The 13,801-nt window shown below is 65.3% G+C and carries 14 protein-coding genes; 7 read left to right on the forward strand and 7 right to left on the reverse strand.

The features are described from left to right. Positions 1-7: 7 nt before the first annotated feature. Both ACN0RC_RS02000 and ACN0RC_RS02005 read right to left on the reverse strand, forming a co-directional pair. Entirely contained in the window at positions 8-1,525 is a 1,518-nt protein-coding gene (locus ACN0RC_RS02000) for an ABC transporter substrate-binding protein (protein ID WP_417508376.1), read from the reverse strand. 51 nt (positions 1,526-1,576) lie between these two features. After that, entirely contained in the window at positions 1,577-2,494 is a 918-nt protein-coding gene (locus tag ACN0RC_RS02005; RefSeq protein WP_417508377.1) for an alpha/beta fold hydrolase, read from the reverse strand. 162 nt (positions 2,495-2,656) lie between these two features. Between ACN0RC_RS02005 and ACN0RC_RS02010 the strand changes: the two genes are divergently transcribed. After that, the gene (locus ACN0RC_RS02010; protein WP_417508378.1) at positions 2,657-4,174 is read left to right on the forward strand and encodes a glycosyltransferase; all 1,518 of its coding nucleotides are present in this window, start codon (positions 2,657-2,659) and stop codon (positions 4,172-4,174) included. Here the strand turns inward: ACN0RC_RS02010 and ACN0RC_RS02015 are convergent. Further along, on the reverse strand, positions 4,160-5,269 hold the full coding sequence (locus tag ACN0RC_RS02015; protein ID WP_417508379.1) for an acyltransferase family protein: 1,110 nt from the start codon (positions 5,267-5,269) through the stop codon (positions 4,160-4,162). The genes ACN0RC_RS02010 and ACN0RC_RS02015 overlap by 15 nt on opposite strands. A gap of 44 nt (positions 5,270-5,313) precedes the next feature. Between ACN0RC_RS02015 and ACN0RC_RS02020 the strand changes: the two genes are divergently transcribed. From ACN0RC_RS02020 to ACN0RC_RS02030, 3 genes are read left to right on the forward strand one after another with little or no spacing between them, the layout of a single operon-like run. After that, positions 5,314-5,790 (forward strand): carboxymuconolactone decarboxylase family protein, encoded by a 477-nt coding sequence (locus ACN0RC_RS02020; RefSeq protein ID WP_417508380.1) that lies wholly within the window; start codon positions 5,314-5,316, stop codon positions 5,788-5,790. Next, complete coding sequence (locus ACN0RC_RS02025; protein ID WP_417508381.1) at positions 5,787-6,494, forward strand: tyrosine-protein phosphatase; 708 nt, start codon at positions 5,787-5,789, stop codon at positions 6,492-6,494. The genes ACN0RC_RS02020 and ACN0RC_RS02025 overlap by 4 nt, the downstream gene beginning before the upstream one ends. A gap of 43 nt (positions 6,495-6,537) precedes the next feature. Continuing rightward, positions 6,538-7,008: an SIP domain-containing protein gene (locus tag ACN0RC_RS02030; protein WP_417508382.1), complete on the forward strand. Its 471-nt coding sequence runs from the start codon at positions 6,538-6,540 to the stop codon at positions 7,006-7,008. On the opposite strand, the gene ACN0RC_RS02035 is transcribed toward ACN0RC_RS02030, so the two are convergent. The 4 genes from ACN0RC_RS02035 to ACN0RC_RS02050 all read right to left on the reverse strand — a co-directional run bounded on the left by ACN0RC_RS02035 (position 6,965) and on the right by ACN0RC_RS02050 (position 11,152). Beyond that, positions 6,965-7,426 carry a Fe-S oxidoreductase gene (locus tag ACN0RC_RS02035; protein WP_417508608.1) on the reverse strand — a complete coding sequence of 154 codons (462 nt, stop codon included), beginning with the start codon at positions 7,424-7,426 and terminating at the stop codon, positions 6,965-6,967. The genes ACN0RC_RS02030 and ACN0RC_RS02035 overlap by 44 nt on opposite strands. A 14-nt stretch (positions 7,427-7,440) precedes the next feature. Then, positions 7,441-8,238, reverse strand: coding sequence for an arginase family protein (locus ACN0RC_RS02040; RefSeq protein WP_417508383.1), 798 nt, complete (start codon positions 8,236-8,238; stop codon positions 7,441-7,443). Positions 8,239-8,298: 60 nt separating this feature from the next. Then, positions 8,299-9,036, reverse strand: a complete 738-nt coding sequence (locus tag ACN0RC_RS02045; RefSeq protein ID WP_417508384.1) for a PspA/IM30 family protein — start codon at positions 9,034-9,036, stop codon at positions 8,299-8,301. A 73-nt stretch (positions 9,037-9,109) separates the two neighbouring features. Beyond that, a complete protein-coding gene (locus ACN0RC_RS02050; RefSeq protein ID WP_417508385.1) occupies positions 9,110-11,152 on the reverse strand; it encodes a TPM domain-containing protein in 2,043 nt (680 codons plus the stop codon). 133 nt (positions 11,153-11,285) lie between these two features. Between ACN0RC_RS02050 and ACN0RC_RS02055 the strand changes: the two genes are divergently transcribed. From ACN0RC_RS02055 to ACN0RC_RS02065, 3 genes are all read left to right on the forward strand, one after another. Further along, positions 11,286-12,128, forward strand: coding sequence for a DUF3097 domain-containing protein (locus ACN0RC_RS02055; protein ID WP_417508386.1), 843 nt, complete (start codon positions 11,286-11,288; stop codon positions 12,126-12,128). 66 nt (positions 12,129-12,194) lie between these two features. Next, the gene (trmB, locus tag ACN0RC_RS02060) at positions 12,195-12,920 is read left to right on the forward strand and encodes a tRNA (guanosine(46)-N7)-methyltransferase TrmB (RefSeq protein ID WP_417508387.1); all 726 of its coding nucleotides are present in this window, start codon (positions 12,195-12,197) and stop codon (positions 12,918-12,920) included. Beyond that, complete coding sequence (locus ACN0RC_RS02065; RefSeq protein ID WP_417508388.1) at positions 12,917-13,744, forward strand: type II CAAX prenyl endopeptidase Rce1 family protein; 828 nt, start codon at positions 12,917-12,919, stop codon at positions 13,742-13,744. Before trmB ends, ACN0RC_RS02065 begins: the two co-directional genes overlap by 4 nt. The last annotated feature ends 57 nt before the right edge of the window (positions 13,745-13,801 follow it).

Below are 13,801 nucleotides of genomic sequence, written 5' to 3' on the forward strand. Positions count from 1 at the left end.
GCCGGCGTCAGTCCGCGGCGACCGTGACGCCGGCGAGGTTGATGCGCGAGTTGATCGAGTCCTCCGGGAAGCCGGACACGGTCGGGCGGAGTGCGGTGATCGTCTCGCCGGTGTACAACCAGTCAGCGGCGTGATCCTCAGAGACCAGGCGCGCGGCCTTCGCGAGGATCTTCGCGCTCTCGTCCGGGTCGGTCTCAGCGAGAGCGTCGGCGTAGAGCTTCTGCACCTCGGGGTTGTCATAGCCGAAGTAGTAGTCGGGGTCAGCGAAGTTTCCGAAGTCACGAGGCTCCACGTGCAGCACGAAGCTGAGCTCGTAGTCCTTGTTCGTGTAGACGTCCTCGAGCCAGGTGGGGAACTCCACCGAGTCGACCTCGAGCGTCACACCGATCTTCGAGAAGTCGGATATCAGCACCTGCGGCACCGTCGTTCCGTAGAACGCGGGGATCGTGAGGGTCAGTTCGAGATCCTCCTGACCCGCCTCGGCAAGCAGTTCCTTGGCCTTCTTCGGGTCATATGGAACGAGATCCGAGAGGTCTTCATAGCCCGGGTCGAGCTCGGGGATGGGGCCATAGAGCGGTTGGCCTGCACCGACCGCCTCGATCAGAGCTTCGTGGTCGATGCCCAGACGCAGTGCCTCGCGCACGCGAGCATCGTTCAGCGGCGCCTTGGCGTTGTTGAACGCGAGTGTCGCCTTGTCTGTCGTGCGGCCCTTCGTCATCACGAACTCGCCGGAGTCTTCGAGCTGAGGGGCGAGATTGGGGTCGACGGCGGTGAGGACGTCGAGGCTGCCATCGAGCGCCGCGTTGACGCCGGCCGTGAAGTCGGGGATGTACTCGAAGACCACCTCAGCGATTCCTGCGGGCTCGCCCCAGTACTCGTCATACCGGTCGAATGTGATGGTGCTGCCCTTGCTCCAGTTCTGCAGCGTGAAGGGGCCGGTGCCGTTCTCTGCGGTCTGCAGGTCGGTGGTGTCGCCGGCCTGGAAGATGAGACCGGCAGGACCGGTGAGGGCGAACAGGAAGTTCTGGTTCGGCTCACTGAGCGTGATCACGACGGTGCTGGCATCCGGAGCTGTGATCGAGGCGACGTTGGCGAACTCTGCGTTGCCCTGCAGGGACGCGTCCGTGCGGACGGCTTCGAAGGAGGCGACGACGTCGGCAGAGGTCATCGCCGTGCCGTTGTGGAAGGTGACGCCCTCGTCGATCGTGAAGGTGTAGACGAGTCCGTCGCCCGAGACCTCGTAGTCGGAGGCCAGCCGCGGTTCGATTGTGTTGTCCTGCGCGCGGGTGACGAGCCCCTCATAGATGTTGTCGACGAGGATCTGCTCGAGCGCCGCTCCGCTGGTGTGGCGGATATCGAGGTTGGTCGGCTCGAGCACGAGACCGACGGTCAGGGTGGCGTCAGGGTCCGGCTTGCCGTCAGAAGTCTTCACCGGGTCGGGTGAGGCTCCCGCGCAGGCGCTGAGGACCACGGCTGCGACGGCAAGCGCGGAGATGACGGCGAGGCGTCTGGTGCGTCGGAACATGTCTTTACGATGTCCTCTCGGGACGGGACGGGACGGGTGCTGTGTGCGTTGTCAGGGCGTTGTGTCGATCGTGGTGCGGATGAGAGCTGCGAGCTCTCGCGGTGCGGTCTCCTGCACATTGTGCGTGGCGTCGATGGCCACCACGGCCGCACCGGGAAGGCGACGCTGGAATTCTTCAGCATCCGTTTCGCTGACGAATCCGCGGGTCGCGCGAACCAGCGTCAGGGGAACGGTGATCGAGGCGAGATCCTCCCAGCCGCTCACATCGAGCACTGCGTTCGCGGCCTCGGGCGTCGGAGCGGCGAGCGCGGTGGCAGCGAGGTGCGCGAAGTGGTGCTTCCACTCGACGCGGCCATCTTCTCGGACTCTGGTGTTCAGGACGACGCCTCGTTCTGTCTCTGCGCGTGTGCCGCCGAACCCGAGCGACATGGCGCGGTCGACGAGTTCGTCTCGAGCAGCGAAATCGGTGGGGCCCTCGTAGAACGCACGAAGTGCCGAGGGTCCGCCGGAGGTGTCGATGCCGGGAGTGATGTCCACGATGATCACGTCGCTGACGAGTTGCGGGCGGGATGCTGCGACTGCCGCCGCGGTGAGACCACCCAGCGACTGTCCGACGAGCACCTGTGGTGCGGTCGTCCACTCGGCCAAGGCGAATGCGACATCGTCCGCGAGCGTGCGGGCGGTGTAGGCGGCGTCATCGCGCCACGATGAATCACCGTGCCCCGCGAGGTCGATCGCCAAAGTGGGCACCTGCAGGCCGAGTGCCATCGTGTCCCAGGTGTGCGCATTCAAGCCGGCGCCGTGGAGCAGCGTGACCACTGGTGCGCCTTCGCCGAATCGAAGAGCGCTGAGGGTGCGACCGTCGGGGAGCGTGAGAGTGAGGCGTTCGACCTGTGGAACAGGTACACCAAGCGTCTGAGCCTGTAACGGAAGATACTGGAACTCGCTGGTGGTGGTTGGCACGCCCATATTCTGCTCCGAAATGGGTGCTCGGGTGAAACTCGGGAGCAATCTGACAGACATGTTGGGGATCTTGGTCAGCATACTGCTTAATAATCCGTGATACAGGCGAGCAATTTGGGTTTGAGTGAATGTGAAGGGTTCACAGCAGTACTTGTTACCGTCGTCGCCATGCGGCCTTCTATCCTCACCCCGCGCTTCCGTCCGGGCCGTCAGGTTGCGCTGACGTGGAGCATCCCGGACTCGTTCGGCGGAATGACTGGTGCACTGTTGCATCGCTCTCGAGCCATCGTCCGCCTAGGCGGACGTCCTGTCGACATCCTGACGCTGGACGACCGGCTCGACTACGCAGACGTCGAGCGAGAGCTGCGCACAGCAGGTGAACTCATCGATGGCATGCGACTCGTCAACATCTGGGACTGGCTGCGTGAGCACGAGACGAGAGCGGGCAAGAGCCGGCCCGAGAGTGGGCACGAGCTCCTCGCGGCCGGAGGCGACGCTGTCGAGCATCGACGGGACGGGGTTGTCCTGACCCGTGAACGACTCTCGGCCGGCAAAGTCATCGCTGCAGATCGATTCCGCGAGGACGGCAGCATCCTGGTAACGGATCGTCGCGACGAGGCCACGGGCACTCGAAGTGTCGTGATGTATGAGCGAGACGGCACGCCTCGGCGCAGCTGGGGGAGCGTGTGGGGCGTCTACCGCTATTGGCTCGATCAGATCCTGGGCCGCGAGGAGACGTTCATGATCGTGGATTCGAAGACCGCTGCGCGGTTCGCGCGGACCTACCGGCGCTCGAATGTCGTGACCATGCATGTTCTGCACGGCTCGCACCGCACGGCGGACGGGTCATCTCTCAGCGCATCGCGTCGCAGTGTGCTCGAGAATCTGTCGGATTTCGACTCCGTCGTGACGCTGACCACGCGGCAGCGCGGCGATCTGATCGCGGACCTAGGCTCGCAGCAGAACCTCGCCGTGATTCCCAACGGCTTCGACGGGGCACAGGCCCCGCACGGAGATGATCGGTCGCACCTGCGCGGCAGTGGGCTCATGCTGTCGTCTCTGATCAAGCGCAAGCGCGTCTCACACGCGATCAAGGCGGTCGCGCGTGCATCTGAGACTGTCGAGGTGAGTGTCGACATCTTCGGCGAGGGGGAGCGCAGGCCGCTTCTGGAGAAGACGATCCGATCGCTGGGCGTCGCAGAACGCGTGCACTTGCGTGGACACGATCCCGCGGCACGGTCGCGCTTCGCAACAGCGGATTTCATGCTGTTGACATCGACCGCCGAAGGGTTGCCGCTCGCGCTCGTCGAAGGAATGGCCGCAGGGTGCATCCCGATCGCCTACGACATCCCCTATGGTCCATCGGATCTCATCGTCGACGGCAGGAACGGCTTTCTGGTGGCAGCGGGAGATATCGACGCGTTGGCACGCCGGATCGTCGACTTGCAGCAGATGCCGGCACACGCCGTCGAGGCCATGCGCAAGCGGGCGATCGCCACATCTGAACGATTCGACGACAAGGCCGTGACGCGGGCGTGGGCGCGGGAGATGGAGAAGGCGTGGGAGCGGAAGCACGCGGCATCCGGCCCCGAGTCGGTGCTCGCACGGTCTCGTCACGTCACCGGACGCATGAAGCGGCGGGTCCGGCGTGTGACCGGTGGCTACGCATCCTCAGGCGAGGAGTGATCGTACGCGCTGCGACACCGCGGACCCGATGAATCGCGACAAGCGATGCGCCGGCGCCTCGACGAAGCGATAGAACAGAGCCGCCAGCACAATGCTCGCCGGAAAGCCCACCGCGATCGCCCAGGGCCAGCTGGATGCGCCCCAGAGGTAGACGAGGGTGGCAAGCAGCGGAACGTGCACGAGATAGAGGCTGTAGGAGACCCGACCGAGCCACTGCGCTGCGCGACGCTCGAGCAGGCCGCTCAATCGTGGCCATCCGATGGCCGCGATGATGATGATCACCGCTCCCACGCCGGCGAGTCCCCACAGTGCTCGGCTCGTGATGCTTCCGGCGTCAGCGATCGGTCGCGCGAGCCAGCTGGCGATGAGAAGCATCAGGGCGATGATCGTCGCGCCGGGCCAGAAGAGCGCGCCGCGAGGTCGCCGCATCCAGACTCGCAGATCATCCAGACGGACGGCCATGAGTGCTCCGAGCATGAACACCGGCAGATAGACGAGCGCGTCTATCTCGACGATGCGGCCAGCGACGGTCAAGACGCAGGCGATGACGGCCGCGGCCATCGCATGCCGGCGGACAGCGACGGCGAGAGCGACGAAGAGCGGAAGCGCGAGTGAGAAGATCAGCTCCCAGCGCAGCGACCACAGCACATTGTTGATGTCGTAAGACGCCGGGACCAGTGATGCTTCATCAAGGAAAGAGCTCCACGTCACGCTCGCAGCCTGCGCATCGCGCATCCATGAACCCTCTGGCATCGTCGAGTGATCGCGGGGAACCAGAGCGATCAGCACCGTTGCGAGAACGAGGGAAGCCCAGACAGGCAGGTAGAGCCGCAGTACGCGTGTGGGGTAGTAGCGCGACCAGGAGAAGCCGGCGCGCAGCACCGGAAGAGTGACCACGAAGCCCGAGAGGACGAAGAAGACCAGAACGGCCTCCGTGCCGGCGAATGCGAGTTTGCCGGGGCTCTGCGTCAGCCATGCTGCGAGAGTGCTGTCCAGGTGCGGCATCGCGATGAGGCTGCAGTGATAGACGACGACGACCAGCGAGGCCACCCCTCGCACGCCGTCGACACTCGCTATCCGCTGAGATCCAGACATTCCAAGCAACGCTAATATCTCGGGCTGAGCCTAAGCTGAGGTGCATGAGCGAGACGCGAGTGCACCTGTCGAAGACGGAACCTGCCGCCTACAAGGCGCTGGAAGAGTTCTCCCGAACCGTCGGCGAGATCTGCAGGACGAACGGCATCGACGACCGCCTCAAAGAGCTCGTGATGATCCACTGCTCGCAGCTGAACGGCTGCGCATACTGCACTCGCGTGCACCTCGATCGTGCAGTCAGCGCCGGCATCGACATCGATACGATCACGCAGATCGCAACCTGGCGTGAGAGCGGTGTGTTCACGGAGCGCGAGCGAGCAGCCCTCGAACTCGCGGAAGCCTTCACCTTCATCTCTGACGAGGGCGTGTCCGATGACGTGTACAACCGGGTCGGCAGCGTGTTCACCGAGAAGGAGTATGCCGCGCTGAGCTGGGCGTGCGTCTCGATCAATGCGTTCAACCGAATCGTGATCGCCGGACGCTACCCCGTGCTGCCGCGTGGTGAGCAGGCGACGAAGTGACAGTATTCGCGATTGACGGAGTCTTCAATGCGCGTGATGTCGGTGGGATGCCCGGCGCACGCGGTCGGGTGCGCGAAGGGATGCTGCTGAGGTCGGGAAGCCTTGTCGGCGCGACCGAGGCCGGTATCACCGAGCTCGAGCGGCGAGTGGATCGCATCGTCGACCTGCGCGACGGCCAGGAACTCGCCGACGCTCCGTCTGCAGTGACGTCGATCGCGACAACCCACCTGCCTCTCTTTCTGGGTTCGGTCGCGTCGTTCTTCGACGATGACATGGGACTCGAAGAGATGTACCGCCACCTTCTCGAGGAAAGCGGAGAACGTCTCGCCGAGGCTGTCCGTGTGATTGCTCGCGGTGAGCGGACGCTGGTGCACTGCACGGTCGGAAAGGACCGGACTGGTGTGACTGTCGCCCTGGCGCTCTCGGCGGTCGAGGCGCATCGAGAAGAAGTGATCGCCGACTATGCGCTCACTGCGTCGCAGCTTCCCGAGCAGCGCAACCGTCGCATCATCTCGTATCTGCAGCAGCACCACCCGCATTCTGAGAACGCCATCGCCCTTGCGACGCTGTCGCCTGCAGAGGTGATGCACGGCGTCCTCGACGAGGTCGATGCGCGGTGGGGGTCAGCCTCTGACTACCTGCTGGCGAACGGGCTGGCCGATGATGAACTCGCCGGACTCCGGTCTGCCCTGCTCGACAGCTGAGCAAGGTAAGGCAACCCTTCATCGGTGTTACGATGGTGACATCATGACGACGTCCACCGAGATCCGCAGCGGCCGAGCCCAGCGTCGGGCAGCGCGTGTGCGTTCGCACCACCTGGTCACGGCAGATGAGAACTCGCTGCTTGAACTCGAGACGTTCTTGGCGACGCTTCCGCTGTGTGCGTCTGGTCGTGTGTTCATCGAGGTTCCCGATGCACGCGACATCGGTGTGATCGAGGCACCCGCTCGTATGACGGTCACCTGGCTCGCACGCTCATCGCGCACGGGAGCACCGGGTACGGGGCGCGCGTGCGCACCCGGCGCGGCACTGGCTCGCGCGACGTGCGCCTGGGCAGACGAGATGCTGTGCGACGAGGAGCACTCCACGCACATCACACTGCTGGGTGGCTACCTCGGCACGGCTGACATCGTCGAGCACCTCACTTCGACGCTCGAGGTGCCCGCCTCGACGATCAGCGCACCCGAGCGCTTCGGTTTGCTCCCGTCCGCGCACTGACGTAGTTGCCGTCTTCGAGCCCCGCCTCGATCTCGAAGCGGTTTCGCAACGGGTTCTGACCGGCGAACAGGTAGAGCACCGGCATCAGGAATCCATAGCGCAGCCACTGGGCCTTGTGCACGGCTTCATGGCGGAGCACCGCGTCCGTAGGAGACGAGGGCCCCGTCAGATAGCATCCGCCGACACAGACGCCGCCGCGTTTGAACGTCCATTTCGGCATCCCGCGGAAGACCCACAGTCCGTTACGTCGTTCGATCGGACCCGTGCTCCACAGTGAGCCCCAGACCCAACCGACCGCTGTGCCCCAGGCGTAGCCGATTCGGCTGATCGGAGAGCGCAACAGGAACGACGGGATGCGCCGATCCAATCGGCGACCGCGCGCGAGCGCGGCCTCCGCAGCCGGTCGCCAGTCAGGCATCTGCGTGCGCGCGGTCACGCCACGGCCCCCACCAGGCGCAGAATCGCGCCGAGATCTTCGATCGCGTCGAGCGGAGTGCGCGGGGCGAAGCCGGCGATCGTCGCCCCCGCCAGCGGCACGCGTTCACGCAACGCTCGGATGGATGCCGCGAGAGCCGCGGCACTCGCACCGAAGGGTGCGGCAGAGGAGACCCCGGCGATCTCGGTGGGGTCGAGCACATCGACGTCGATGTGCACCCAGACCCGTGCGGCGCCGGTTGCCGCAACGGCAGCGGCGAGAGCATCCGGATCCTCAAGGTCGGTGACATTCAGCTGATTCAGGCGGTCGAGAGGCTCCTGCTCTGCGTCGTCGATCACACGCGCGCCGACGAGGACGACTCGATCGGCGGGGAGGCCAGGGGAGAGCGCGAGCTGAGGTTCTCCTTCGCCCAGCACGGCACGCAACGCCATCCCGGAGAACGCACCAGAGGGCGAGGTCTGATCCGTGTGCAGATCGGGGTGGGCATCGCACCAGACCAGAGCGAGATCGTCGCGCTCCAGGGTGTCGAGCGCGGCGACGGTCACGCTGCAGTCGCCACCGATCACGATGGTGCCGTCATGGAAGTTCTCGGTGATCATCGATCGGATGCGCTGCAGGGAACTCAGGCGGTGCACACCGGTTCCGAGCGACTCGCCCGCTTCCAGCGGGATATCGAGCACCGTGGTGGCACTGCGTGGGAGATCACCCGAGATCGCCGATGCCCCATCGACGAGCAGCATCGCGCGCGCCGACGGAGAGCCCTGCCATTGCGGAACAACCAAGAAGCGGGCCACAAGGACCTCCAAAGCGTGAGGGCGGATGCCCCGGACCCACGGCCTGGGGCATCCGGGGTTTCAGGACTCGATCTGCGCCTGCGAGGAGCCGCCGGCCTTCAGCTCGGCCAGACGCGCCTCGACCTCAGTGAGCTCACCGAGGTCATCGAGGCTCTCGAACTGTGCATCGAGGCTGGACGCGGCGAGTTCGACCTTGCCCTGCGCCAGGGCCTCCTGGCGGCGAACCTTGTCCTCGAAGCGGCCGAGCTCGCTCGTCGGGTCCAGCACGTTGATCGAGGACACGGCGTCCTGCACCTTGGTCTGAGCCTCGGCGACCTTCGCGCGGGCGAGGAGTTCGCTGCGCTTAGCCTTGAGCTCGCCCAGCTTCTCCTTCATTCCGTTCAGACCGGCCTTGAGCTTGTCGACGACCTCGGTCTGCGCGGCGATGGTGGGCTCAGACGAACTCGCCTCGCGCTCCTCGCTGATCTGACGCTGCAGCGCGATCTTGGCGAGGTTGTCGAACTTGTCCGCGTCGTCCGTGCTGCCGCTGGCTCGAAGCTCATCAGCCTTGCGGCTCGCGGCGATCGCCTTGTTGCCCCAGTCCTTGGCGGCCTGGATGTCTTCCTCGTGGTCGCGCTCGAGCAGGCGCAGGTTGCCGATGGTCTCCGCGATGGCAGCCTCTGCGTCAGCGACATTGTTGGTGTAGTCGCGGACGAGCTGATCGATCATCTTCTGCGGATCTTCCGCCTGGTCGATGAGGGAGTTGATGTTCGCCTTCATCAGCGTCGAGATTCGACCGAAGATGGACTGCTTGGCCATGGTGTTTCCTTTCGATTGGAACGGGGTCGTGTGAGTTCGTGCTTTTCGTGAGCGTGAGAAGAACGAGCGGATGCTAGAACCGGCCCCCTCTTGATCGACCGCCGCTGCGGGAGCTGCTGCGCGAGGAGCCGCCTCCGAAGCTGGACGGCCTGCTGCTGCGGGTGCTGCTGCGGCTCGAGCCGCCGGAACGCCAGCCGCCACCAGAACTCCAGCTGCCGCCTCCGCCGCCGCCCCCGCCACCGCTGAAGAGGCCGCCGAGGATGCCGCCGAGAATGGCTCCGCCCAGGTCGCTGCTGCCACCGGAGCTGTAGCCGCCCGACCAGCCGCCCGACCATCCGCCGGTGTGGAATGCATCGACCTCATTGCGGGCGAGCGATGTCGCCTCGGAGGCGAGGCTGTATGCACGTGTCGCGCGTTCTGTGGCGAGGATGGGGTCGCTCGCCTGTGTGGCGAGTGCTTCGGAGTATGCCGCGTTCGCTTCGGCGAGGCGGGTGCGAGCTGTCGCTCCGATCGCACCTCGACGAGTGGTGATGAAGTCGTTCGCTGTGTTGATCTGTGCTTGTGCCTGGGTGAGGCGCTGTTCGAGAACGCGACGGACGCGCTGCGCTTGCTCGCTCGCTTCGCGTACTCTTCCGAGCGCGGCGTCGATCTCGGCGTTGGCGGCGGTGAGCATGTCGAGATTCTGCTGCGGGTTGCGCGCGGTGCCCTGCAGCGTGGCCTGCGCCGCGTCGATGTTCGATCGCGTCCTGGCGATGATCGGTGCGAGGTGCCCTTGGGTGTCTGGCATGGCTCCTGCCGCTGCGATATCCGCTTCGAGATCGGTGATCGTCGTACGGATCTGCTCTTCGATGGCAAGAAGGTTCGCGCCGAGGCTCGTGACCGCGTCGATCAGCTCTTCAGTGCGTTCGACAGCGTCTTCGGCGGTGCGAATATCGAAGGCGGCTTCGCCGTTCTTGCCCTCGATGATCGCTGTAGCAGCCTCCGCGATCGCGGCATCTGCGAGCGACAGGCTGTGCTGCGCCTGGGCAGGATTGTCGCTGACGGTTGCCAGCGCAGCGGCGTCATAGGTCTGTCCGAGCGCGGAGAGCGTTGGGGCCGCGGCATCCAGTGCCTGCTCCGCCGCGGCGCGTCGCGCTTTGAGGCGCTCCAGCGCCTGCGGAGCCTCGGTTTCGAGCTTGCGCAGTTCTTCGAACGCCTCGATGTTCTCGTTGAGGAGATCGTCGGCCTCGTCGCACAGCTGGATGATCTGGATGTGCCATGCGCGTCGCTGCTCGGCGGTGTCGGGAATCTCATCGTCGATCTTCTGCTTGATCGAGAACGCTTCGGCGACTTTGGCCTGGGCTGCCTCGACGACCTTCGTGAACGCAGCGGTCGAGTCGTCGCCGTACTGAGCCACCGCGAAGCCGACCTCCTGCCGGCTCGAAGTGATCGCGTCATCCGCATGGACGAGCGCGCTTCCTGCCTGCTGCTCGAGGTCTTCGTCGCTGATCGACGCATAGGGGTCGTTGGGATCGGGAACGGTGACCTGCGCCGTCCGCTTCTTCCTGCGCGACCGCGAGACGAGCACGATGATGAGGATGATCACCGCGATGACGGCCGCGGCGACGAGCACCCACGTCAATCCGCTGGCGCTATCGCCGCCCCCGCCTTGCCCCGGGAAGGCATCGGCTGCGGCGATCGCTGCTCCGCTCCAGTCTCCGGCGCGAAGTCCGTTCTCCATCGCCTGTGTGACGCGATCGATCTCGCTGTCATCGAGCGGGCCGTTCTGGTCGGCGGAGACTGCGTACTGGCCGGCGTCGATGGCCACGGCGATGAGGTACTGATCGACGCCGAGCCCGTTGTCGATCGCCGTCTGATCGGTCCAGGCGACGCTGTCGGATGGGCCGGTGAACTCATCGACGAACACGACGTAGAGGTCGCCGCCGTCGGCTGCGGCGAGGTCGGAGAGGCGTGAATTCACGGCATCCTTCTCAGACGACGACAGCACTCCCGCGTCATCGGTCACGAAACCCGAGTCGAGAGTCACCGGGGCGGTCGCCATGGCGACCGATGCTGTCACAGTCGACGCGAACGCCGCCGCGACCAACCCGAGCATGACTGTGAACCGAGTCCGCATTGTGCTCCCTCCGCGAGGGCGTGAGCCCCTGGAGAATCGAGTCTATTCACTCCCGGTGACAGACGATAGCGACTGGCGGAAAGAGTCTGTGTCGGGCGAGGGAAGAAACGTGTTGACGCATACCCTGGAAGGCATGGATGACAGGTATGGCTCCGACGTGCTGGCATCGGGCTGGCAGGATCGTGGCGCGAAGAAGGTGCACGATGTCGCCGCCGTTCAGGATCTCGTCGTCGAAGTGGCAGTCGACGGCTTCTGCGGCGCGGTGACCCGGGTGCAGGGCGGCACCGTCGAACTCGAGGATTACAAGGGGCGCAAGCGCGTCTTCCCCCTCGGCGGTGGCTTCATGATCGATGGCGAGCCGGTACGGCTGATCCCGCCAGTCGCGGTGAAGCAGGGCACACGGCGCACAGCATCCGGATCCTTCGTCGCCGGTGCCCTGCGCGCGCGAGTCGCGTTGCCCAGCCGGATTCTCGTCGAGGGCAAGCATGATGCCGAGCTCGTGGAGAAGGTCTGGGGCGCCGACCTGCGCGCGGAAGGCGTCGTCGTCGAGTTCCTCGAGGGCGTCGACAAGCTCGACGAGCTGCTGGCGGCTGAGCCTCCCAGCGCGAAGCGCCGCTACGGCGTGCTCGTCGATCACCTCGTCCCCGGGTCCAAGGAGACCCGCATCGCTGACGCGATTCTGCGCGGCCCGCACGGCAAGCACATGAAGATCGTCGGCCACCCGTTCATCGATGTCTGGCAGTGCGTGAAGCCGCAGACTCTGGGGATTCAGCGTTGGCCGGAGATCCCGCGCGGCATCGATTGGAAGACGGGCATCTGTCGGGCCTTCGGCTGGCCGCACGCAGAACAGGGCGACACCGGCCGCGCCTGGCAGCACATCCTCAGCAAGGTGCACACGTACCGCGACCTGGAGCCGGCGTTGCTCGGTCGTGTCGAGGAGCTCATCGACTTCGTCACCGAGCCTGCCGCCGCGTAGTCCCGCAGCGGCCGTCGGATCCGCGCCGGCCGTCGGATCCTTGTCGGCAAGGATACGCTGGGAGACATGCCTGAACCCCGCACTTTCCGCGATGAACCGGTCTCCTTCGTTCGCCGCAGCGGACGGATGTCGGAGGCGCAGGAGCGCGCATTCGCCGACCTCGGCCCGCGCTATCTGCTGGACGTCCCGAGGGATGTCGCGTCGACCAGTGTGCACCCGGATGCGCGGATGGATCCGGCATCCGAATACGGGCGTGACGCACCGCTGATCGTGGAGATCGGATCAGGGCAGGGGCACGCCATCGTTTCGGCGGCATCCGCCCGCCTTGATGATGACTTCCTCGCCGTTGAAGTGTTCCGTGCGGGGCTGGCACGCACCATGCTCGACGCCGACAAAGCGGGTGTGCGCAACCTGCGTCTGATCGAGGCGAATGCGCCGGAGGTGCTGTCCACCTACCTGCCCGAGGGGTCGGCCTCCGAGGTCTGGATCTTCTTCTCTGACCCGTGGCACAAGAAGCGTCACACGAAGCGGCGCCTGATCCGGCCCGGGTTCGGAGACGCCGCAGCCCACGCGCTGGCCGATGATGGTCTGCTGCGACTGGCAACGGACTGGGAGGACTACGCACTCCAGATGTGCGAGGTCCTCGATGAGGAGCCGCAGTTCGAGCGCGCCTTCGAGGGGGAGTGGGCTGAGCGCTTCGATGGGCGCGTGATGACAGCGTTCGAACGCAAGGGCATCACGAAGGGGCGCGAGATCCGCGACCTCGTGTACCGGCGAAAGCCTCGCGAGTGACGCACGGCGAAGCGGCCTGGACGCCGAGGATCCTGCCCGCGGCACTCGTGTGTCTCGCCGCTCCCGCGTTCTTCGTGGTGGAGCAGGCCTGGCTCGGCTGGATTCTTCTCGCACTCGGCGTCGGCGGCGCCTGGATCATCGAGCGTCGGGCGGTCACGGCATCCGCACCATCGCTCACGCGCGATCTGTCGCTGATCTCGATCGGGATGCTGATCGTCAGTGTGATCCCGCTCGCTGCCGAGCTCGACAACCTCGCGATGCTGCGCTTCACCCTGGCTCTCGGCGGAGCCGTCGTCGTACCGTACGTGATCTCACGCTTCGTGTTCCACGACCGGGCGATCAGCTTTCCGTGGCGCACGGGGAAACGCTGGGGTCGCCTGCAGTGGACCTGGTTGATCGCTGTTCTCGTGCTCGGCTGGCTGATCCTGCCGTTCTACTTCATCACCAGTGGCGTCTACCTGAACTGGCCTGTTGTCGACACCCCCGAACTCATCGCGCGCCTGTTCGTCGGTGTTGGTGCAGTCGGTATCTGGGATGAGCTCTTCTTCATCTGCACGGTGTTCGCGCTGCTGCGTCGTCATTTTCCCGACGCGGTTGCGAACGTGCTGCAGATGGTCGTGTTCGTGTCGTTCCTGTGGGAGCTGGGCTATCGCGAGTGGGGCCCCCTGCTGACGATTCCGTTCGCGCTCCTGCAGGGCTATATATTCCTCAAGACGCATTCGCTCGCGTACGTCGTCACGGTGCACCTGCTTTTCGACGCCGTCGTCTTCGCTGTGCTCGTGCACGCGCATAATCCTGGGCTGCTGCCGATCTTTCTGGTGTGAGTCCTGGCCGCGCTAGGTTGAGTCGGACTCTGCACTCGTTCTACAGACAGGATCAGC

It is taken from the genome of Microbacterium sp. (assembly GCF_048259935.1).
In the GTDB taxonomy this organism is placed as follows: Bacteria; Actinomycetota; Actinomycetes; order Actinomycetales; family Microbacteriaceae; genus Microbacterium.